This window comes from Alteromonas confluentis, from assembly GCF_001757105.1.
In the GTDB taxonomy this organism is placed as follows: domain Bacteria; phylum Pseudomonadota; class Gammaproteobacteria; order Enterobacterales; family Alteromonadaceae; genus Alteromonas; species Alteromonas confluentis.
Genome location: NZ_MDHN01000024.1, coordinates 41,250 through 62,711, shown reverse-complemented (window position 1 = coordinate 62,711; position 21,462 = coordinate 41,250). Strand labels below are relative to the sequence as shown.

Below are 21,462 nucleotides of genomic sequence, written 5' to 3'. Positions count from 1 at the left end.
TTTACTTTGCTGGTCGTTTAGCAGTGAGAATAAACTCATGCTCAGGGTCGACAATAAAGCGGCCGTTCATGGCTTCTCGACCAAATAACATCAGGTAGGTCATTTCCCGGCGATCTGTCAGAGTAAGCTGAATGCGCCAACGCTCGCCCGACATCACCACTTCGGTGTCGATAACGTAGCGACGTTCCAGTGTCGCGGTAGAGCTTTTAACCTTCTTTCGCGCCACGACCTTCGCTTCACGGCGTACGATGCTTTCCACGTTGTGAATGTCAGGGTGAATATCAAAACTCACCCACAGATCACCGTCACGCTCGAATTCATCAATGTTGTCGACATGAAGCGACGACGTTGTTGCGCCGGTATCCACACGAATGGTCAGGTCATTTATGGTGAGCTCGGGTAAATCGCAATATTCCAGCGCGCCAATAAGTCGTTTTTGCTGTTCCATCAAATATCCTCTCGCTACGGCTGAGGCTGGTCGGTGGTTACCAGATTATCCTGCAGTAACTCAACGTGCTCAGCAACGGTGTCGGGCTGCTTGAAGTAGCCGATGTGATAAATTGCTTCGCCTTCCTGGGCCAGCGGTATATTTTGCTTACCGACAATTACGCCGTCTGTCGGGCTGTACATGGTTTCTAAAATTTCGCCATAGGGGTTAGAAATAGTCGCGAGTCTGTCACCCTTCGCCACATGATCGCCTAACTGCGAAATATGATTAACTAAACCGCTTTCCGGAGCACGAACCCAGCCGCTTTCCCGCGCAATAAAGCGTTTGATGTCGTGGCCTTTGCTGCGACTCTTATTCAACATACCTACGTGGCGCATGGTGTTGATAATGCCTCTAACACCCGCACGAATTGAAAATTCGTCATAGCGCAACGCCTGGCCTGCTTCATACAGTAATATCTTTACACCGGCTTCGCTGGCTGATTGTCGCAGGCTGCCGTCACGCAAATCTGCATTCAACAGCACAGGAACACCAAATGCCTTGGCCATACCCAGTACTTCCGGGTCGTCCAAATTCGCACGAATCTGTGGCAGATTACTGCGGTGGATGGCGCCGGTATGAAGGTCGATGCCAATATCGCATTTGCTCACGATTTCTTTAAAAAACAAATTAGCAAGGCGCCCGGCCAGGGAGCCTTTCTTACTTCCCGGAAAACTACGGTTTAAATCCCGTCTGTCCGGCAAGTAGCGCGATTGGTTTAGCACGCCATACACATTCACCATAGGCACTGCGATTAACGTGCCTCTCAAACGCTCAATGGCTTTTGAATGAATTAACCGGCCCACGATTTCAATGCCGTTAAGCTCATCGCCGTGAATCGCGGCAGAGACAAACATTGTCGGCCCTGGACGCTTTCCTCGTTTCACATAAACCGGAATACTCATATTGGTGGCCGTATACAACGGAGGCATTTCGAGCTCGATTTTTTTCGATTCCCCGGGACGAACGCTCTGGCCGCCAATTTCCAGAATATCTTCTGCCATTAACCTTTGCCTCTGGTGCGCGTGTTGTGTGGTTTTGCTGACTTAGCGATAAAGTCGATAATCATGCCGGCAACGTCTTTCTTCGTCGCAGACTCAATACCTTCGAGACCTGGTGATGAGTTCACCTCCATCACTACCGGGCCGTGGTTAGAGCGAAGAATGTCGACACCACAGCAGTTTAAGCCCATGGTTCTTGCCGCTGACACCGCCGTTTTACGCTCATCCGGTGACAAACGCACCAGGCTTGCTGAGCCACCGCGATGCAGGTTCGAACGAAACTCGCCTGGCGCCGCTTGCCGTTTCATAGCTGCGACCACTTTGTCGCCAACCACAAAACAACGAATATCTGAGCCGCCCGCTTCTTTAATGTATTCCTGTACCAGAATACTGGCATTCAAGCCCATGAAGGCTTCAATAATGGATTCGGCTGCTTTTTGTGTTTCACCCAATACCACGCCAATGCCCTGCGTGCCTTCGAGCAGTTTAATTACCACTGGCGCGCCACCCACGTTTTTGATCAAGTCTTCAATATTGTCAGGGTGGTGAGCAAAGCCGGTGCGAGGCAGGCCAATACCTTTACGCGATAACAGTTGTAACGAACGCAGTTTGTCACGGGAACGACTGATTGCTACCGATTCATTGATGCTGTATGTGCCCATCATTTCAAACTGGCGCACCACCGAAGTGCCATAGAAACTCACGGATGCGCCAATGCGCGGAATAACGGCATCATAAAATGGCAGGCGTTTACCTTTATAGCGTACCGAAGGTTTTGCACTGGTAATGTCCATGTAACAGTGCATGGTGTCGATAATGTCGACTTCATGGCCTTTTTCCAGTCCCGCTTCAAGTAAGCGGCGAGTGGAATAGAGTTTGGGATTACGGGAGAGTATTGCGATACGCATAATAAAAATTTCACCTGTCGTGGTAAAGAGTGTGATCCTTGCGGAAACGTGCCCGACGGATCAACATGTTAATCTGATAATATAATACGAACCTCGAAAAAGAGGTGATATAATTTTTTGATTCATCGATAACTTTTATTTGTCGTTCTGTACAATCTGGATCAATTTCTCCGTAATCAACGATGCATGACCTCCACGAGCAGGAACTATGCCTTCAACAAATGACAAATCTTCTGCTGTTCAGGAACTTACCATGATGTGGCTGGAACAAATTTCTGCCTGGTTTATTACCTACCAGACCAATGTAATTTGGACTGTGGTAATGCTGCTTCTTTATCTGTTGATGACGCGTTTCGCCATTCCACGGCTTGAGAAAAATGTCGAGAAGAGCAAGCTTAAATCTTCGAGTGCAGTGAAGGGGCTTTTCACCGCCCGTATTCTCAGCGCCACGGTAACTTTAGCGCTTATTCTCATCGCCTGGGGTGTGGATATCTCTGGCCTGTTGGTGTTGTCGACGTCTATCCTTACGCTGCTAGGGGTAGCCTTGTTCGCAAACTGGTCGTTGATCAGTAACATCACCGCATATTTCATATTGCTGACTAACGTTACCTACCGTCGGGGTAATTATGTGCGCATTCTCGATGGCGACAATTTTATTGAAGGCTTTATTGCCGACATAAATTTATTCAGTACTCGCCTGGTGACACAAGACCGAGAAACGGTGCTGTATCCCAATAACCTCATCCTCACGAGACCGGTATTGGTGAACCCTAAAGGACGTTGGGGCACGCTGGGCAAAGTAACCGCGGCAAGCTCACAGCCTGTTGCTGCAAGCGCCGAAAAAACCACTGAGCCTAAGCTTTAGCCGAGGTTCGAGCCAGAGCCTCGGTAGCTCAGCTACCGCGGCTTTACTCTGCTGTCTTTAATATTCCGGGAAAGACTCTGTAACAAGGCCCTGAGCTTGGCAGGCTTAAGCGGTTTGGTCAGGTAATTTACGCCTTGTTCACGGCACTGTGCTATCAAGTCTTCTTCGTGATTTGCGGTAACCAGAGAAGCCGGTACCACAATGTCGAGATGCTGCCTGATCGCCTCTATCAAATCTAAACCATTCTGATCAGGGCCAAGTTGATAATCCATTAATAGAATTTGTGGCGAGAAGATATCAGCCTGGCGAATGGCATCGTCCCAGTTATTGGCAAGAACAACAGTGACGCCCCATTTTTCAAGCAGGGTTTGCAAAGCATCCAGGTTTTCTTGTTTGTCATCCACACACAGTACACGTAACCCCCGGAAAGACTGAGCGCGCGAGAGCTTTGTTGGGTCGCTGTGTCGGCGTGGTGCGGCTTTGCCCATCACCAGTGTGAAGCAACTGCCTCTGCCTGCTTTGGAGCTAACCTGGATTTTGCTTTGCATTTGTTGGCTAAGGCGACGAACTACGCCAAGCCCTAAACCTACGCCGTGTTCAGTAGAGTCATGGGTACGATAAAAATCGCTGAAAATCATGCCCTGCTGCTCTTCCGAAATACCTATGCCCGTATCTCTGATTTCAATTAAAACCCGATCACCCCGTGGGCGTACGGTAAACAGCACTTTCCCCTTGGCGGTGTATTTCACCGCATTAGAGAGTAAATTCTGCACAATACGATAAACGAAGGTTCTGTCTCCCAACACCCAGCAATCGCGCACCCGGGCCCGCAGTTCCAGACCTTTCTCTTTTGCACTCATTCGCATTTCGTCCAACAGCGGCGAAAGTAGCGCACTAAGATGAATGGCTTCGGTAGACGGCTTGAGTTCGCCCTGATCCAGTCGCGCAATATCAAGCAAGGTACCAATCAGCGCCTCACTGGAGGTTACCGAGTGATTGAGCTTAGTCACGATTTCTTTAACCGAGTCTGACACGTCGGCCTCGTTTAGCGCGGTCACGTAAAGTTTGGCAGCATTCAACGGCTGCAGAACATCATGACTGGCAAGCGCAAGAAAGCGGGTTTTACTGGCGTTGGCATCTTCTGCGGCCTTTCGCGCCCGAATAAGCTCTTTTTCAGCTTCGGAGCGCCGTTCAATTTCCAGTCTTAATTCCGCATTAATGGAATGCACTTCTTCTGTCCGCTTTTTAATACGTGCTTCCAGGTTTATGTTGGATTCTTCCAGCGCCTGCTGGATTTCAATATGGCCAGTGATGTCGTTAAAGCTGGTTACGAAGCCACCGCCTGGTAACGGATTTCCTACCATTTCAATTACCCGACCATCCACACGCTGGCGGGTGAATCGGTGTGGCGTGCCGGAACGAAGATGTTCCAGACGCTTTTCAATTTTTGCTTCAACATCGCCGAGGCCAAATTCTCCCCGCTCCGCGTTGTATCGCACCAATTTTTCTATCGGTGTACCCACAGCGAGCAACTCTTCAGGGTAGTTGTACAGCATGGTGTAACGTTTGTTCCATGCCACCAAATTGAGGTGCTTGTCGATAACGCTGATCCCTTGATCCATGTTCTCCAGGGAAGTGAGCAGGGCGGTCATGTTGAACTGCATGGCCTGGGTCGTATCATCGAAGAAATTAATGATCTCGGTGAAGTCGAGCTTTTTACCTTTGAGGATTGAATCAATCAGGGCTTTGGCACTGGCGGCACCAATTACACCGCCCAGAGCGCGTTCGGCAAAGGCCAGGAAAGACTCATCCGGCGTTTCATCGCGGTTAATTTTACAGTCGTTGAGGTGCTGATATTCCTCTAGCAATTGTTCGCAGCGACCACTGCCCATAAATGTCGACAGCAGGGTAATGAGGTCAGACACAATAACGTCGGTGCTGTGTTTGCGGGTAGAAACACTGCGGACATCGGTGGGTGAAACAAAAGCCTCCGCCTGAATGCGGTCAATAAGTCTTGCTGGCGCAAATAACGAAAAGCCGTAGTAGGCCACAAAATTCATTGCCAGGCTTATGAGCGCTCCCTGACTCAGTTGTTCATTCTGCTCCAGCGTGGTTGCACCGTCATTTATCAGTGGCAGCAACAGCCATAACATCCAGGTAACCAAACCTGCAATCAGGCCTGCGTATACGCCGTGGGCGTGTGCCCGCTTCCAGTAAAGACCACCGACAATGGCGGGAATAAGCTGAATGACTAATGAAAAGGCGATAAGGCCAATCGAGTGGAGCGAGCGGCTGTTGGTCATTTGCTGGTGGTAGAGAAAGGCAAGTAACAGAATAAGGCCAATAACGATACGCCGAATAAGCCGAATACGTCGGCCATAATCTTTATTGCCGGGATTACTGTGTTTGGTTAACAGCACACGGGGCAGAATCACGTCGTTGGTCAGCATAGTACTGAGTGTTAGCGTGGCAACAATGATCATTGCGGTAGCTGCGGATAATCCACCAATAAATACGATGATCTGCAACAGCGCAGATTCTGAGTAAATCGCCATGCTCAGTACATAAGTATCTGGCTCTACATTCTGGCCTGCAAATATGGCATTACCAGCAATGGCGATGACGGGAATGACCGCGGCAGTGATCCCCAGATACAGTGGAAACAGCCAGCGTGCTGTTTTTAAATGCCCTAAGCTCAGGTTATCTATAATGGCTACGTGAAATTGTCTTGGCAGGCAAACTACCGCTGCGGCGGCCATGATGGTTTGGGATATAAACGAATAGGAGCCAAACTGAGACAACGCTTCGTCGCTGAAAAATGTATTAAATTGGTCAGGGTTGTCGGTGGCTTGCCATGCGCTATAACCCACAATGGCAACCAGTACCAACGCGGTGAGTTTAATGCTGGATTCGAAAGAAATGGCCAGCATTAGCCCCCGGCGGTACTCCGTAACATCGGTTTGTTTGGTGCCGAAATAAATCGCGAAGATAGCAATAAATAAGGTGGCCACGATAATAATGAAGTGGCTGTTAGGCTGTTGTGTCAGTAGCTGGAATGTGGAACCAATGGCCTTTAGTTGTAACGCGATATAGGGCACGGTGGCCAACAGCGCAATGAGCGTTACCAGCAGTGCCACTCCCTGACGTTTCCCGTAGCGCGAAGCAATGAAGTCAGCAATGGTATTGATGTGTTGCTTCTTACTGACCAGCGTCATCTTATAAATAAATTTGTATCCCAGCACGTAAACCAATACTGGCCCTAAAAGAATAGGGAGGTAAATCCAGGTATCACGGCTGGCAGATCCTACCGCACCGAAGAAAGTCCAGGCAGTACAATAAATTGCCAGTGCCAGAGAATAGATTGCCGGATGAGAGGTAAGCCATCTCGCGGTGGGGGAGTTTTTATCTCCCCAGCTGGCAATGTAAAACAGAAAAAATAAATAGACTAATGCGAGTGAAACCCAAGCGAACGTCATTGGTTTATATACATCCCTTTAACATATCTGTATGTATTATACTCACCTTCCAATCCTGCTACCTACGACCATGGTCTCATTCCTTGATTGCCTAGCCGAGACTAGAGTATGTAAAAACCAAGGTGCGACAGGGTTTTTGCGTGGTTTCCTGAAAAAGTAAACAATAAAAACGTTACTGAGATCACACAAAAACCTGGTCGTTAGATAAATGTAAAAATAAAACATCCACTTAACCTGACAGTGAGGACGGAAAGATGGCATTTAAAAATGATGACGACAAAGCGGCATATTGGAAGGAGAACCTCTCCCTCCTAGCCAAATTGTTGGTAGTTTGGTTCGTAGTATCTTTCGGCGCAGGCATATTGTTCGTCGATGCACTTAACGAAATCCGATTTTTTGGATTTAAGCTGGGCTTCTGGTTTGCGCAACAGGGTTCCATTTACGTGTTCGTGGTTCTCATATTTGTGTACATGGCAAAGATGAACGCGCTCGACAAAAAATACGGCGTAGACGAGGAGTAGGCCCATGGATGTTCAATTACTGACCTTTATCATCGTAGGTGCATCCTTTGCGCTCTACATTGCAATTGCTATCTGGGCCCGTGCTGGCTCGACTACCGATTTCTACGTTGCAGGTGGTGGCGTACCTCCCGTTATGAACGGTATGGCAACGGCCGCCGACTGGATGTCTGCCGCATCGTTTATCTCTATGGCCGGTCTGATTTCCTTTATGGGTTACGACGGGGCCGTTTACCTCATGGGTTGGACCGGTGGATACGTACTGCTGGCGCTCTGTCTGGCACCTTACCTGCGTAAATTCGGTAAGTTCACTGTACCGGATTTCATTGGTGACCGCTACTATTCACAGACTGCCCGTACCGTGGCGGTATTCTGTGCCATCTTCGTTTGCTTCACCTATGTAGCAGGCCAGATGCGTGGTGTAGGTGTGGTATTTAGCCGCTTCCTCGAAGTAGACATCGTGACCGGTGTTGTTATCGGTATGGCGATTGTGTTTTTCTACACCGTTTTGGGTGGTATGAAAGGCATCACTTATACCCAGGTTGCCCAGTACTGTGTACTGATTTTTGCTTATCTGGTTCCCTGCGTTTTCATTTCCATGATGGTTACTGGCCACATTCTGCCACAAACTGCATTCGGTGCGACGCTGGCTGACGGGTCGGGGATATATATGCTCGACAAACTCGACCAACTCTCGGTGGATCTCGGCTTTACGGAATACACCAACGGCAGTAAGAGCACGATTGACGTATTCTTCATCACCTTTGCACTAATGGTAGGTACAGCGGGTCTGCCTCACGTAATCGTACGTTTCTTCACCGTACCTAAAGTACGTGACGCTCGTAAGTCTGCAGGTTGGGCGCTGCTGTTCATCGCTATTCTGTACACTACTGCACCTGCTTTGGCTTCGTTCGGTCGTGTAAACATGATTGAAACCATTAACGGCCCAGACATGGCGGGTACTGAGATCTCTGAGCGTCCAGAATGGATCCGCAACTGGGAGAAAACCGGCCTTATCACCATTAACGATAAGAACAACGATGGCAAGATGTACTACAGCGCGGGTAAAGCGTCTGATCCTGCCAGCGCTAACGAAGTGGATGTCGATCGCGACATTATGGTACTGGCGAACCCTGAAATTGCGAATCTGCCTGCTTGGGTAATCGCACTGGTGGCTGCCGGTGGTGTGGCTGCGGCACTGTCAACATCGGCGGGTCTGCTGCTGGTTATCTCAACCTCGGTTTCACACGACTTGCTGAAACGTAACTTTGCACCGAACATTACTGATAAAGCCGAACTGTTCTATGCCCGACTGGCTGCAGGTGTTGCCATCGTTATTGCTGGTTACTTTGGTATTAATCCGCCCGGGTTTGTGGCGCAGGTGGTGGCCTTTGCCTTCGGTCTGGCGGCATCGAGTTTCTTCCCTGCGATTATCATGGGTATCTTCAGCAAGCGTATGAATGGTAAAGGTGCGATTTCCGGTATGATTGCAGGTATTGCTTTCACCGCGGCCTACATCATTTACTTCAAGTTTGTGAACCCTGCTGCGAATACGCCTGATAACTGGTGGTTCGGTATCTCGCCTGAAGGTATTGGCACAATGGGTATGATGGTTAACTTTGTGGTCGCCTTCGTTGTATTCAAGATGACAGGTGAAGCACCTCAGGAAATTCAGGATATGGTTGAAAGTATCCGTTTCCCTAAAGGTGCGGGTGAAGCCTCAGGTCACTAAGTTTGACAATACGCGTTAAATAACGACAGTGAATAGAGCTCACCTGTGAAGGTGGGCTCTTTTTTATTGGGAGGGATTTTCAATGAGTGTCGTACCCCAGCAGGTAATTGATTTTCTGAAAACTTCAGCGCCGTTCGATCAACTGAACGACGACGAAATGACTGCTTTAGCTAAACAGGCGAACCTGATTTATCTTACTGATGACAATAAATCATCGTTACTGAAGGAAAACGCAGGACGGCTTTTCCTTATTCAGAACGGACAGTTCTCGGTGAAAGACTCAGGGCAGAGTGAAAGGCATCTTAGTGAAGGCGATTACTTTGGTTATCACGCCTTGCTCGATAAAGTGGATTATCAGCTTGAAGTCACCGTAGACAAACCCGGCTTGGTTTACTGTTTTACCGCTAACGCCTTTGAGCAAGCATGCAGTTATCCTGCAATTGCTGACTTCTTTCATGGCTCCCGCACTGACGCATTGCAGAACCAGGCCGTGGTAGATTCCAACTCTATGTGGCTGTACAAGCCGGTTCACGAAGTGATTGACCATGCGCCGGTGCAGGCCTCGGAAGACGTCACCATACAGCAGGCCGCACAAATTATGTCAGAGAATAAAGTGTCGTCGCTGTTGATCACCCGCGAAGATAAGCTGGTGGGAATAGTGACCGACCGGGATCTCAGAAACCGTGTGGTAGCGAAAGGGACAGAATTGTCGCTGCCTGTATCGGCAATTATGACCGAAGGCCCGGCTATGATTCATCAGTACCGGACTATGTTTGATGCTATGTCTATGATGAGCGAGCGTAACATTCATCACCTGCCTGTTATAGACCGTCACAGTCGTCAACCCATGGGCATGATTACGGCGTCTGACGTGGTAAGACACCAACGGGGCAATGTACTTTACATTATCGGTGAGCTCGCTAAAGCAGATAACCTTTACGAGCTCACCCGCCTTTCCTGGCAAATGCCGCATTATTTTGCTTCTCATGCCAAACGCCCGGGCGATTTTGATATTGCCGGAAAAGTGCTGTCGCAGGCCACGGATATCATGACCCGCAAACTCATCCATTTTTTTCAGCGGGAGCAGGGGGCCGAGCCGATGAAATATAGCTGGGTGGTGTATGGGTCGCAGGCAAGGGAAGACCAGACCATGGGTTCCGATCAGGATAACGGCTTACTCATGGAGAGAACACCCAACGAGTCAGAAGCCCGCTATTTTGCTGAGATGGCCGAGTATGTATGTAATGGTTTGGCGAAGTGCGGAATTAAATTGTGCGACGGCAATATTATGGCCTCAAACCCAGAACTGCGTTTATCCATCGAAGAGGCCCAGGCTGAGGCCAGGGAATGGGTGAGGCAACCTACGCCCATGGCGATCATGCATTTTAATATTTTCCTGGATGCCCGCTGTGCAGCCGGAGATCTTGATCTGTTCCGGCGCATGCAACTCGCTCGCGGGCCATTGCTGAAACAGAAAATGTTTCTGGCCGCATTGGCGCGCCACAATAATGATATAGGCATTCCCCTTTCTGTGTTCCAGAAGTTTGTGTATGAAAAAGGGTATGAACAGAAAGATGTGATTGACCTAAAGGTAAAAGCGATCGCTATCATCAATAACCTGGCGCGGATTTATGCCCTGGCAAATGGTTTAGCCATGCCGTCAACGTTGGCTCGACTGGCTGCATTGCCTTCAGGTTCAGGGCTCTCCACCAAAGACGCGCAGAATCTGCGGGACATTTGGTTGTTCCTCAATCGCCTGCGCTGGCGTCATCAGCTTACCAACAACGTAACAGACAACAGGGTATCGGTATCAGAATTATCTTCTATTGAACGACATCAGTTAAAAGCTGCTTTCAAAGCTATCGACAGAGCGCAGCAAGGCGCGGTAATGAATTTTTCAGGTGGTATGAGCTAGGTTTATGTTCGCAAAGTTAAAAAGTTGGCTGAATGGCACCCCCGCGCTTCCTGAAGGCTGGGCAGAAAAGCTTATTCGCGATACACCTCTATTGGCAGTAGATTTGGAACTCACGTCTTTAGACATTGCAGAGGCGAAGGTAACCTCTATTGGCTGGGTAGAGGGGGGCGACAACAGTATCAATATCGAACGCTGCGGCTATCACGTGATTAGAACGTCGGGTGATTTGGCGCAGAGCCCGGTTATCCATGGGCTCACCGAGGAAGCGCTCACCGAGGGCATGCATATTCGCGACGTGCTGGCTGAACTGGTGCCATTTGCCGAGACGCATTTATGGCTTTGTCATAATGCGGCATTGGATCTTGGAATATTAAAACGGGTATTTAATGACACGGGCATCGTGTGCCCAGATATTGTGGTGCTCGATACTTTAAAGGTAGCTGTGTACCAATTGAAAAAGCACTATGACGTACTGCCATCAAACAGTGCGAATTTATCTGTTTGTCGTCAGCGCATGGGCCTTCCTGCTGCGCCCGCTCATAATGCGTTAGACGACGCCATGGCAACCATGCAACTCTGGTTTGCGCAAAATCAGGCGCTGAATCGCGCAAAAAATATCGCTATTGGCGACTTAATGCACACTCAGGCAGTTTCTTGCAAAAAAATGGAAAAAAGTTGAATTTGTTGATTGACAAGTGCATCGAATATCCGTAAATTGCGCACCCACAACGAGACGGGGTTTGAAAACAAACCAAGTGCCGTAAGTAATGCCCAGGTGGTGAAATTGGTAGACACGCTAGCTTCAGGTGCTAGTGCTCTAACGGGCGTGGCGGTTCAAGTCCGCCCCTGGGCACCATTCTTCTTATTGCGTCCGCAAGTACTTCAAAAAAACTTATCTTCTGATTATAAATCAATCCATTTAGGGCATTGGTTTCACTGATCTTTTTCGTTATATTCAAAGTTAACTGTCTAATTCACTAAATTTTTTGGCATTTGTGTCTATAGGGCGCAAAAGTACAGGTTTCTGTAACTGACTATTGCCATTAATAAATCTCCTTTTAAATTAGACTTAAGGCTAATCCCTCGTCTAATCGCAAATAACAACTTATTGAAAATCATACTTTATAAAAAAATTACCTCAGTAGAATCATAGATCCTTACCAATTTGCATTGGTTTTTTTAAATACTACCGAGAAATTCTAAAAGAAATGGTTTTCAGTACGTCGCCCTTTCTACAATTTAAAGCAACCTCGCTACTTTTCTATCGCTATGCATTCTTAGCGTTGGCGCTAATTAGCCTTTTGCTGATCGTCTTTAACTACTCCTCACTTAACAACAGCGAATTTAATATGCTGACTGAAGAGGAAAGTATTGATGTGACCGGCTATCGTGCGGAAAGCCAATTTGAAGTGGATCAAAATGGCAGCATCATACTGAGTTGTGCCATTCAAAGTGTTCTGCCTAATGAGAAATGCGGATTGGAATTTGATTTTGTAAAAGCCGCCAGTTCGGCTTCCATCGATGCGCTTCCTTCTTTTGCTAATCTTGAAACCATTGATGCTAGTGTGTCTGCGAGTCGAGACGGTGTGCTAGTAGATATTCCGGTTACCCTCACTTTTCATCTTGCTCGCCATAGTTCATTGGGGCAGCTTAATGGTTTGCGTTCCATCCGTTATGAGTCGGCGCACTTTATGCCCAACACACCGCAGTTATTGCCTCGGGAACGTGTTGTGCCAGATAGCTGGTGGAACGAACAGTTTGATATATCCACCGCGCTGGAGGCATCTGACCTATCGAGCGTAACTGGATTGTCTTTATATCTGGAAAGTTCGGCTGAATTGCAACCAGGCCGGTATGAAGTCACCATAGATCGGTTGATGTTCAATCAGCACTTAGTTTCCCCCGGTTCAGTGAACCTCATTCTGGCGTTAGTCTGGCCTACAGCCATGCTGATTTTTCTCGCCCATTATCTGTTAATGAAACGCGCGGAGGTGCATCAGCTCAGTGTACAGAGCGATACCGACCCTGAAACGGGCATGATGAATATGAGTGGACTGCGTCGCTTATATCCTGGAAAACTGACCTCACCAGTAACCGTGATTAATATTCGGGTAAAAAACTTCTTCTCATTACAAAAAGAGTTTTCCCGACAAACCGTCTTCAGTCTTATTCAGCAAACGTTTCAACCCTTCACCTCGGAGCAAGGGGCACGACTCTTAATGGTGAAGCCGCAGGACGAAAACATTTTGCTGATTGGTGGTGCCTGCGATGAATCGTTGTTTGGCAAGCTCATTTCAGCATCCAAAAAAGGCATCAAAATGGAGTCACTAGGACACCTGCGACTGGATCTGAAAATGGGTATTGCCAAAGGAGAGAAGGGCATGACCATGGAGGCATTGCTTGCCCAAAGCACCATTGCCATCGATGCTATTAATGAAGGTGAAGCTAGTTACAAGCTTTATCATCCAGAGTTACGAAAGGCATGGCGTCAGGCACGGTTTGTCGAACAAGAACTCAGAATCGCCCTTAAGCAAAAAGCGTTTCACTTAGCATTTATGCCTATTTATGACGCGGCAGAACAGCGTATTTGTGGAGCTGAGGCACTACTGCGTACTTCCCATTTGCCCCTTAAAAGTTTCTCCCCGGAAGTGTATGTGCGGGTGGCTGAACAGGCTGGTTTGATAAGAGAGATCGACCTGTGGGTGCTGGAGGAAGCCATAAAAGCCTTGCAGAAGTTGAATCAAAAAGACTTTGTCATGGCAGTGAATATTTCGTCCCGGGAGCTCATGGATATTGAATTCGCTGAAGAGTTGAGAAGCCTCATTACACGATACCATATCACTCCGTCACAACTGTGTTTGGAAGTAACGGAAACCTTCTTTCTTGATGTACATGGTATTTGTTTTGAGTCTATTCAGGCAATTCGCGATCTGGGTGTACAACTGTCTTTAGATGACTTTGGCACTGGTCATGCGTCGCTTCAGCACTTGTTAAACATGCCCATTGATGAAATTAAGATTGACCGCAGTTTTGTGTGGACGTTAGACAATGAAAAGAGTGCTGTTATCGTTGATGCAATTGTCTCTATTGCGGGGATCTGCCAATACCACGTTGTTGCAGAAGGCATTGAAACCGAAGCACAACTGAACAAATTGGCAGGACTGGGTTGCCGGTATTTCCAGGGCTATCTCATCGCCAAGCCGGATTCATTTGAAAAGCTGGTGGAGATTTGCAGCGAAGTGAAAAATTCGCGCCGCTTAGATACACAGGTCAAACTCAGAGCTTAATGTACACTAAGCATTTATCTGTGTTGATAGGTAATAACAGCTTGCTGAGTCAAAGAGATCGCCTCTTTAATTTGCGCAAGCTGCTGCGAACTTAAAGTCTTGTTCGCCTTTAAGTCTTGTTCAGTGTGTTGCATGACGTTACGTAAATTCTCAGCACCAATCTCTGCTGCTGAGCCCTTCAGCGTGTGGGCGCTTAACACAGTAATAGGCTGATTATTCTCAAGCTGTGCCAGCAGGTCTCCGGCTTGTTGTTCAAACAACGCCAGCAAACGTGAATACAATACGTGATGATTCCCTAATCGATATAACGCTTGCTCTGCATCGAGAACCGCTAATTCTGTCATCCTATCCTGCGCCTACTAGCATGTCGCCATGTTCATCAATGAAAGCATAAGAATTTCGCCCATTTGCTTTAGCGTGATACAGGCACTTGTCGGCGTCCATGAGCGCTTTATCAATACTGGTATCGGTGTTGGGGTGGTAGGTGGCTGCGCCAGCGCTGACAGTAAGGTAACCGGTGGGTGATGCAGAGTGTTCAATATACTGGTGTGAAATGGTTTGCAGTATGCGCTCGCATACCGTACGCGCACCATGTTCGCTGGTGTGAGGAAGAAGGATGAGGAATTCTTCACCGCCTACGCGAATGAGTTTATCACGAGGCCGTAATAGGGATTCTTGTAGCGATTTAGCAATTTTCCACAAGCAGGAGTCACCTTTGATATGCCCATAATGATCATTAAATTGCTTGAACAGATCCGCATCGAAGATTGCGACAGAAAGTGCCTGATTTTCCCGCTCTGCATCCTTCACCATTTGTGGAAGATGCTCTTCTAGGTAGTGACGGTTAAAACAACCTGTAAGTCTGTCGGTATAAATAAGCTGTTCAAGTAAATCAGTTTTGAGCTTGCTGCTTAAGTGAAACTTCACGCGGTTAATCAGCGTGGTGCCGTTAACCGGTTTTTGCACAAAATCCGCGCCGCCAGCATTCCAGCATTTTTCTTGCTCTTCATCAGATACTGATGCCGTAACGAATACTACCGGAATATCCTCGGTGCGGGAATCGTTGCTAAGTATAATGCAGGCTTCATGGCCATCCATATCGGGCATATAAACATCCATGAGCACCAGATCAGGCGGTGTCTCTCGGCAAAATTCTATAGCCTTCGACGCACTATCTACCGAGTGACAAGTAAACAGCGGCTCCAACAGCGTCGTCATGATGAGTCTGCTGGCCGTCTGGTCGTCGACAATGAGAACATTGCAGTCTTGCAGGGTTCGGGAAGTCTTCTTATTGTACAAACACGTACCTCCTCTTCTCATGAAAGGCAGAATCTACTCTGCCTGAACTGAGTGTTTAACTACTGTCGCCGTTTAAACCGCGACGTCTGTGTAGAGCTGAATTTTTGTTAAATCCGCTACAGCATGAACGTATTGATCTAGTGCATCCGGGAAGTTGATGTCTTTAACCATAGTCAGGTTACGCAAAATTGGAAATACCATGATGTCGTTCCAGCCTAGCTGATTCATTTGCTGCGCAGGGAGTGGCGGCACAGGCATTTCAGCAAGTGCAGCTTCAACACGCTCTTTGTAGCTGGTGGAATTTGAGAATGCTTCATCAAAAGACATGCCGAGCGTCTTTTCTTTTTTGGTTCGGAAATAATCTTTTGCTGATTCAGTGGCAAATTCGGGCTGCTCAATCATAACATTGCGAGGAAACAGTAAGCCATTGATTTCGCCACTGACATTATCGAAATGACAGGTATATTTTTCCGGTTCGACCTTCGGCAGCAACTTTTTACCTTCTGGTGCCATAGCTTCAAGTTTGGCAACGATATCTAAACTCTCACCCATGGCGGTACCGTCATCGAATTCTAGGATCGGCACCATTTTCGCGCCAATAAGTTTGTCGCATGTCTCCGCATCGTCATTAAGCAGGTAGTTTTTCTTATGCTCAATACCAAAGTAATTGGCTGCCATATCGGCGCGAACACAGAATGGACAGTGTAGATACTGATGTAGGGTTGGCATAATATCTCCAGAATATTGTTGTGTTGAAATGGTGCGCATATTTAAAGCTAGGAAGGCAGCGCTAACATTATCTACGATAGTTTGCCTGAAAAGTTTGCCTAACGCCTCGGATCTACGGCGGCCTGAACCAATACGTAGTTCAATCTACGTCTTCAAGCTCCTTCCACAGTGCAGCGAGTTGCTGACTAACTTTGTGAGACGGTGCATAAAAGGGTAGCGGCACGCGTTTTGAGTGCGATTCTTTCACCTTCACCGTGCTATTTATTTTACTTTCCATCACAGGCAGGGATTTCTCTTTTAACAAGTCGATCAAGGTAGCGGGAAGTTTTGCCTGTGGGTTGAATTGATTGATGATAATGCCTTCTAACTGCAACTCCGGGTTGTGGTCAGAGCGGAGTTCAAGCACATTATCGAGTAAGCGGTCTATCGCTTGTACGGAAAAATCGTCACAGTCGAATGGGATAACGAAACTGTCTGCTGCAATCAACGCAGCCTTTGAATAAAAATTAAAATTTGGCGGGGTATCAATGTAAACCCGGTCAAAGTCTTCTTCGAGTGCCTGTAAGGTCTCTTTCAACTTGAACATTTTATAGCGGGTTTCAAGTTCCCGCTCTAGCTCTGTCAAGCTTGGATGTGCCGGCAGAACGTATAAGTTATCGAACGCGGTTGGACGCACAAATGCCGATGGAGGTTGAGGTTTAGAAAACCAGCCAACAACCTGTTTGAACATATCGGCCACTGTCACGCCATCATCGTTAATATCTATTCCACAATAATGGGTGCTGTTTCCTTGCGCATCCAGGTCTACCAATAATGTGCGAAGGCCATTGCGAGCGCTTTCAGCTGCTAAATTCGTACTGATGGTGGATTTACCCACGCCCCCTTTTTGATTAAACACTACGCGCTTCATCTCTTCCCTCGGTGAGAATGTGAGTTCCAAGTTTAAAATATGCACAGCTTTGGCGGTGGTTGTAAAGGTAGCGAGTTAGATCCAGATGAAAAAAGTCAGGTTATGGCCTGTTATAAGCAGTTTTTTATGCATATTGTAATAAATATGTTAATTATTTTCTGGCTGGTTATACTTACTAAGTGCTCGAGAATAAAGGTAGCAATTATGTTCTTAGTATTAAAAGCTATTTTCGTGACCGGCCTTTTACTTTTAATTAGCGGCTGCACAGCAGGGCGCTTATCTACCGTTGACCAACAGGCCCTCTTGAAAGACGGGTATTTCCCGTACGCTCAGAATCATGCAATTGAAACTGCAGAGGAGGTGTTTTCACTCAGTCCGGAAGCACAGCAATTTGTTATAAACTCACAAAATGCGAATAAAAAACAACTGGAGAATATTCGCGGGCTAGTACAGGCCTTTTTTGATGAAGAGCAGGCGGGCATACGCTATCTCACCAATGCCAATACGGTTGCTGCAGATACCTTTGCAAACCGTGAGGCCAATTGTCTGTCGCTGACTATTATGGCGTTTGCCATGGCCGAGTTTGCAGGTTTCTATCCCACTTTATATGAAGTCAAAATTCCGGAATATTGGGTTCGAAGGGAAGGCACCAGCTTACTTAATGGTCATGTCAATTTACGCATTACAGTGCCTACAGGGATCCGTAAAACAGTACCTTCTAAAAATTATGTCGATGTAGATTTCGATCCACAAACGATTCGACAGCGTTTCCCTCGCATTCAGTTCAGTAAGCAAAAGATTCTTGCGATGTTCTATAACAACAAGGGAGCAGATGCGCTTCTGGTTGGTGATGAATCATTGGCTTATCGTTATTTTTCTGAGGCGGCTGCAATGTATCCGGGGTTCGGTGGAACCTGGGCTAATCTCGGTGTGCTTTATCGACGTGCAGGCGCTTATCGGGCTGCTGAAGCGAGTTATCAGCAGGCCATTGCCTTAGACGAAGAGAATTTTACGGCGTGGGAAAACCTGGCGCTGCTTTACGAACTGCAAGGCAAAAATAGCGATGCTGAAGAAATAATGACAACGCTGAAAGCCAAACGCGATAACAATCCGTTTTATCATTTTATGCTTGGCGAAGAAGCGTATGAGTTGGGGGAGTCGGAATTGGCGTTAAAGCATTATTCCCGCGCTATGCGTTTAAATCGGCAGCGTCATGAAATACTTTTTGGCTTGGGTAAAACGTATTTCGAGTTGGGTGAAATTGATAAGGCGGCAACGTATATAAAGTTGGCAGCCCGGTTTGCACCTGGCCGCCACGATGAAAAGCGTTATTTGAGCAAATTGCCCAGTTTGCAAAGTGCGCTTTAGATCACGCCCAGTTCTTTCAGGCGCTCATGCAGGTAGGATTTCGCCGTGTGACGTTCTGACAACACAACATCAGGTCGTGGATGCAGGAACAGCGGCAGTGAGATCCGTGATTTGGTCACATCGGTGCCCGCAGGGTTAATTACCCGGTGCGTGGTTGACGGGAAGTAATGACCAGAAGCCTCCTGCAACATATCTCCAATGTTAACGATGAGGTTACCGAAGTCGCAGGGCACGTCGATCCAATTGCCGTCTTTCCCTTTTACCTGCAGGCCAGGCTCGTTCGCTGCCGGCAGAATGGTAATAAGGTTAATATCTTCATGGGCGGCAGCACGAATCGCATCAGGCTCTTCATCGCCTTGCAGCGGTGGATAGTGCAGCACACGCAGTAGCGTTTGATCGCTGTCTTTTATCATATTCGACAGTGGCTGACTGTAGAGCTTGCTGACATCTTCCGGAGAATGATCCTCAATCCAGCCTAACAACTCGCGGGCCAGATCGTTGGCTTTGTCATAGTACTCAGCCAGTTGTGGACGCAGCGCTTCTGGGCACTGACCCCACGGGTAGAAGTGGTAATATTCTTTTATGTCTTTTTTAGTGAAGCCCTTGGCCACTTCAGAGACGCTTTGCGGAAAAAAGCCATCCTGCGTCCCTTTGTTATAAACATAATTATTCTTGTCTTCACTATCGAAGAATGTCTGCCAGTTTTGGTAAATTCCGGTAACCATTGCCTGGCTGATTGGGTGGTTTTTCAGTACACCAAATCCGGTTTCGCGTAGTGATTCCACAAACGCTTCCTGGGCATTGGGAGCCTGATAATCAACAGCTTCTAATTGCATTACGATACCCTCAAAAAATGAATGCCGAATTATAGGTAATACCGGCCTTTTCGAAAAGGTTATGCCGTTGACATAAGTCAATTCCGGCCCTTATCTATGGCCAGTTTTTGTTACAAAAGCTGACCAGTTAGTCTGATTTATAGTGCTAAAAAAGTGAGCACAGCTCACTTCTTCAGATTTTCTGTCGTATTAGCCTAGTGAAAGGTAGAAACCGGCCAGCGAGGCGCTCAGCAAATTGGACAGAGTGGCGGCAAAGATGGCCTTCAGTCCCAATTGCGCAATTTCTTTTCGTCTTGTTGGCGCCATGGCGCCAATGCCACCCATCAAAATAGCGATAGATGAAAAGTTAGCGAAGCCACACAGCGCAAAAGTAATAATAGCTTGTGATACTTCAGAGAGCTCTTGTTGATGCTGAAGGAAATCCAGGTAGGCAACGAACTCATTTACCACGAACTTTTGACCGATAAAACTTCCAGCAAGCTGTGCTTCGTTCCACGGTACACCAATTGCCCATGCAAGCGGCTGAAGCACATAACCGAGAATGCCCTGGAACGTGACATCTTCATAACCAAATAATGCGCCGGCCCAGCCAATCAAGCCGTTTAGCATGGCGATCAGCGCGACGAAAGCTAGCAGCATAGCCCCCACGTTTAAAGCCAGCTGTAAGCCTGAAGCCGCGCCACTGGCGGCTGCATCGAAAACGTTCGCATAACTGGTTTCAGACGCATCAATATCTTTAAGGTCGTCTTTAGCACTTTCTGTTTCTGGCAACATAATTTTTGCCATTAACAGTCCACCCGGCGCAGCCATGAAGCTAGCAGCAAGCAGGTACTTTAACTCTACGCCCATACCGGCATAACCCGCCATAACCGACCCGGCGATAGACGCGAGTCCGCCTACCATGACGGCGAACAATTCAGAGCGCGTCATGTGTGGAATAAAGGGGCGAACAACCAGCGGCGCTTCCGTCTGGCCAACAAAAATATTGGCCGCGGCAGACATCGATTCTGGACGGCTGGTATTGAGTACTTTTTGTAAAAAGCCACCAATAAGGCGAATAACCCAGTTCATAATGCCGAGGTAGTAAAGTACGGCAATCAAGGAGGAGAAAAAGATGATGACTGGCAGCACATTGAAGGCAAAAATAAAGCCGAGAGATTTATTGCCCACAGCACCGAAAACGAAGTCGATACCTTGTTGACTGTAACCGATTATGTCACCGACGAACTCAGTCATCGCCAGTAGCATCTGTATACCAGGCTCGAAGTAAAGAATGAAGGCGCCAATTAACGCCTGAATTGCAAATGCTCCGCCTACCGTGCGCCAGTTAATCTTATTACGATTAGAGGACAGCAGGAACGCAATGCCGAGCAAAAGCACGATGCCCAGTAAACTCACCATATTGATTTTCCTTTGTTATTGTAATGCCTGTTGTATGTGTGACTTGATCACATCCAGGGCTATTTGGTTTTTGCCACCTTGGGTGACAACCACATCCGCAGTGAATCGGCTGGGTTCAATAAACTGATGATACATGGGCTTCACGGTCGCTTCATACTGCTTGGCGATGGATTCCATGGTTCTGCCTCTTTCTTTCACATCTCGCATCATTCTGCGCATTAAGCAAATATCGAGTGGTGTGTCGACAAAAATCTTGACGTCGTAAAGCGGCAGTAATTCAGGTCTTGCTAGTAGCATAATACCTTCAAGTATTATTACTGGAGCAGGGTTAAGCCTTTCAGTATCGGGTAACCGGGTATGCGTTTTAAAGCAGTAATGCGGATAATGAATGGGTTCGCCTTTACGCAACGCTTGTAAATGCGCTTTGAGTAGTTCGTGCTCAAATGCATTTGGGTGATCGTAGTTATTTTTCTCGCGGGCTTCCATGGGCAAGTGATCTTGCGCGCGATAGTAATGATCTTCGCGAAGTACCTGTACAGGGCGGCCTTGCGCGCTAAATGCATTTAACAGATTTTCTGTAAAAAGTGACTTACCAGAGCCCGAAGCGCCGGAAATAGCAATAATTAATGGTGACTGCATAACTCAAGAGGGAAAATTTATCTCTTGCAAAGATACGCATTTGACCCTCGCGAATCAATGTAAAATTCACGATAAGGTGGAAGAACAGCTA

The 21,462-nt window shown here is 47.5% G+C and carries 18 protein-coding genes and 1 tRNA gene; 8 read left to right on the top strand and 11 right to left on the bottom strand.

The features are described from left to right. Position 1 precedes the first annotated feature (1 nt). Genes BFC18_RS10400 through rimK form a run of 3 tightly spaced genes read right to left on the bottom strand, consistent with a single transcriptional unit; the run spans position 2 to position 2,396 of the window. Complete coding sequence (locus tag BFC18_RS10400; protein WP_070125490.1) at positions 2 to 448, bottom strand: ATP-dependent zinc protease family protein; 447 nt, start codon at positions 446 to 448, stop codon at positions 2 to 4. A gap of 14 nt (positions 449 to 462) precedes the next feature. Next, positions 463 to 1,491, bottom strand: coding sequence for a succinylglutamate desuccinylase/aspartoacylase family protein (locus BFC18_RS10395; RefSeq protein WP_070125489.1), 1,029 nt, complete (start codon positions 1,489 to 1,491; stop codon positions 463 to 465). After that, positions 1,491 to 2,396, bottom strand: coding sequence for a 30S ribosomal protein S6--L-glutamate ligase (gene rimK, locus BFC18_RS10390; protein WP_070125488.1), 906 nt, complete (start codon positions 2,394 to 2,396; stop codon positions 1,491 to 1,493). The genes BFC18_RS10395 and rimK overlap by 1 nt, the downstream gene beginning before the upstream one ends. 208 nt (positions 2,397 to 2,604) lie before the next feature. Between rimK and BFC18_RS10385 the strand changes: the two genes are divergently transcribed. Continuing rightward, positions 2,605 to 3,261 carry a mechanosensitive ion channel domain-containing protein gene (locus BFC18_RS10385; RefSeq protein WP_425388376.1) on the top strand — a complete coding sequence of 219 codons (657 nt, stop codon included), beginning with the start codon at positions 2,605 to 2,607 and terminating at the stop codon, positions 3,259 to 3,261. Between the two features lie 32 nt (positions 3,262 to 3,293). Here BFC18_RS10385 and BFC18_RS10380 read toward each other — a convergent pair whose 3' ends face one another. Continuing rightward, positions 3,294 to 6,737: a PAS domain-containing hybrid sensor histidine kinase/response regulator gene (locus tag BFC18_RS10380; RefSeq protein WP_070125487.1), complete on the bottom strand. Its 3,444-nt coding sequence runs from the start codon at positions 6,735 to 6,737 to the stop codon at positions 3,294 to 3,296. 254 nt (positions 6,738 to 6,991) lie between these two features. Here BFC18_RS10380 and BFC18_RS10375 point away from each other — a divergent pair, with 254 nt between their 5' ends. The 6 genes from BFC18_RS10375 (at position 6,992) to BFC18_RS10350 (ending at position 14,189) form a co-directional block, all read left to right on the top strand. After that, a complete protein-coding gene (locus BFC18_RS10375) occupies positions 6,992 to 7,258 on the top strand; it encodes a DUF4212 domain-containing protein (protein WP_070125486.1) in 267 nt (88 codons plus the stop codon). A 4-nt stretch (positions 7,259 to 7,262) separates the two neighbouring features. Continuing rightward, positions 7,263 to 8,987, top strand: a complete 1,725-nt coding sequence (locus BFC18_RS10370) for a sodium:solute symporter family protein (protein WP_070125485.1) — start codon at positions 7,263 to 7,265, stop codon at positions 8,985 to 8,987. A gap of 82 nt (positions 8,988 to 9,069) precedes the next feature. Continuing rightward, on the top strand, positions 9,070 to 10,902 hold the full coding sequence (locus tag BFC18_RS10365) for a DUF294 nucleotidyltransferase-like domain-containing protein (protein WP_070125484.1): 1,833 nt from the start codon (positions 9,070 to 9,072) through the stop codon (positions 10,900 to 10,902). Positions 10,903 to 10,906: 4 nt separating this feature from the next. Next, positions 10,907 to 11,581, top strand: a complete 675-nt coding sequence (locus tag BFC18_RS10360; protein ID WP_070125483.1) for a 3'-5' exonuclease — start codon at positions 10,907 to 10,909, stop codon at positions 11,579 to 11,581. A 90-nt stretch (positions 11,582 to 11,671) separates the two neighbouring features. After that, positions 11,672 to 11,758, top strand: a tRNA-Leu gene (locus BFC18_RS10355). Positions 11,759 to 12,110: 352 nt separating this feature from the next. After that, positions 12,111 to 14,189, top strand: a complete 2,079-nt coding sequence (locus BFC18_RS10350; protein WP_070125482.1) for an EAL domain-containing protein — start codon at positions 12,111 to 12,113, stop codon at positions 14,187 to 14,189. 14 nt (positions 14,190 to 14,203) lie between these two features. On the opposite strand, the gene BFC18_RS10345 is transcribed toward BFC18_RS10350, so the two are convergent. From BFC18_RS10345 to BFC18_RS10330, 4 genes are all read right to left on the bottom strand, one after another. Then, entirely contained in the window at positions 14,204 to 14,533 is a 330-nt protein-coding gene (locus tag BFC18_RS10345; RefSeq protein ID WP_070125481.1) for an Hpt domain-containing protein, read from the bottom strand. 1 nt (position 14,534) lies between these two features. Next, entirely contained in the window at positions 14,535 to 15,488 is a 954-nt protein-coding gene (locus BFC18_RS10340; protein WP_245680371.1) for a GGDEF domain-containing response regulator, read from the bottom strand. 72 nt (positions 15,489 to 15,560) lie between these two features. Continuing rightward, a complete protein-coding gene (gene grxB / locus BFC18_RS10335) occupies positions 15,561 to 16,217 on the bottom strand; it encodes a glutaredoxin 2 (RefSeq protein WP_070125479.1) in 657 nt (218 codons plus the stop codon). Positions 16,218 to 16,356: 139 nt separating this feature from the next. Continuing rightward, complete coding sequence (locus BFC18_RS10330) at positions 16,357 to 17,127, bottom strand: ParA family protein (RefSeq protein WP_070125478.1); 771 nt, start codon at positions 17,125 to 17,127, stop codon at positions 16,357 to 16,359. A gap of 39 nt (positions 17,128 to 17,166) precedes the next feature. On the opposite strand from BFC18_RS10330, the gene BFC18_RS10325 reads away from it, so the two are divergent. After that, positions 17,167 to 18,495, top strand: a complete 1,329-nt coding sequence (locus BFC18_RS10325) for a tetratricopeptide repeat protein (RefSeq protein WP_083273013.1) — start codon at positions 17,167 to 17,169, stop codon at positions 18,493 to 18,495. On the opposite strand, the gene BFC18_RS10320 is transcribed toward BFC18_RS10325, so the two are convergent. The 3 genes from BFC18_RS10320 to udk form a co-directional block, all read right to left on the bottom strand. Next, positions 18,492 to 19,331, bottom strand: coding sequence for an isopenicillin N synthase family dioxygenase (locus BFC18_RS10320; RefSeq protein WP_070125477.1), 840 nt, complete (start codon positions 19,329 to 19,331; stop codon positions 18,492 to 18,494). The genes BFC18_RS10325 and BFC18_RS10320 overlap by 4 nt on opposite strands. Positions 19,332 to 19,520: 189 nt before the next feature. Next, positions 19,521 to 20,732, bottom strand: a complete 1,212-nt coding sequence (locus BFC18_RS10315; RefSeq protein ID WP_070125476.1) for a NupC/NupG family nucleoside CNT transporter — start codon at positions 20,730 to 20,732, stop codon at positions 19,521 to 19,523. Positions 20,733 to 20,747: 15 nt separating this feature from the next. Continuing rightward, positions 20,748 to 21,371: a uridine kinase gene (gene udk / locus BFC18_RS10310; RefSeq protein ID WP_070125475.1), complete on the bottom strand. Its 624-nt coding sequence runs from the start codon at positions 21,369 to 21,371 to the stop codon at positions 20,748 to 20,750. Between the last annotated feature and the right edge of the window lie 91 nt (positions 21,372 to 21,462).

Coding starts and splice junctions, on each gene's coding strand:
- BFC18_RS10395 (WP_070125489.1), bottom strand. CDS start 1,491: ATGGCAGAAGATATTCTGGAAATTGGCGGCCAGAGCGTTCGTCCCGGG.
- BFC18_RS10375 (WP_070125486.1), top strand. CDS start 6,992: ATGGCATTTAAAAATGATGACGACAAAGCGGCATATTGGAAGGAGAAC.
- BFC18_RS10360 (WP_070125483.1), top strand. CDS start 10,907: ATGTTCGCAAAGTTAAAAAGTTGGCTGAATGGCACCCCCGCGCTTCCT.
- udk (WP_070125475.1), bottom strand. CDS start 21,371: ATGCAGTCACCATTAATTATTGCTATTTCCGGCGCTTCGGGCTCTGGT.
- BFC18_RS10350 (WP_070125482.1), top strand. CDS start 12,111: ATGGTTTTCAGTACGTCGCCCTTTCTACAATTTAAAGCAACCTCGCTA.
- BFC18_RS10380 (WP_070125487.1), bottom strand. CDS start 6,737: ATGACGTTCGCTTGGGTTTCACTCGCATTAGTCTATTTATTTTTTCTG.
- BFC18_RS10325 (WP_083273013.1), top strand. CDS start 17,167: ATGCACAGCTTTGGCGGTGGTTGTAAAGGTAGCGAGTTAGATCCAGAT.
- BFC18_RS10385 (WP_425388376.1), top strand. CDS start 2,605: ATGCCTTCAACAAATGACAAATCTTCTGCTGTTCAGGAACTTACCATG.
- rimK (WP_070125488.1), bottom strand. CDS start 2,396: ATGCGTATCGCAATACTCTCCCGTAATCCCAAACTCTATTCCACTCGC.
- BFC18_RS10315 (WP_070125476.1), bottom strand. CDS start 20,732: ATGGTGAGTTTACTGGGCATCGTGCTTTTGCTCGGCATTGCGTTCCTG.
- BFC18_RS10370 (WP_070125485.1), top strand. CDS start 7,263: ATGGATGTTCAATTACTGACCTTTATCATCGTAGGTGCATCCTTTGCG.
- BFC18_RS10330 (WP_070125478.1), bottom strand. CDS start 17,127: ATGAAGCGCGTAGTGTTTAATCAAAAAGGGGGCGTGGGTAAATCCACC.
- grxB (WP_070125479.1), bottom strand. CDS start 16,217: ATGCCAACCCTACATCAGTATCTACACTGTCCATTCTGTGTTCGCGCC.
- BFC18_RS10365 (WP_070125484.1), top strand. CDS start 9,070: ATGAGTGTCGTACCCCAGCAGGTAATTGATTTTCTGAAAACTTCAGCG.
- BFC18_RS10345 (WP_070125481.1), bottom strand. CDS start 14,533: ATGACAGAATTAGCGGTTCTCGATGCAGAGCAAGCGTTATATCGATTA.
- BFC18_RS10320 (WP_070125477.1), bottom strand. CDS start 19,331: ATGCAATTAGAAGCTGTTGATTATCAGGCTCCCAATGCCCAGGAAGCG.
- BFC18_RS10400 (WP_070125490.1), bottom strand. CDS start 448: ATGGAACAGCAAAAACGACTTATTGGCGCGCTGGAATATTGCGATTTA.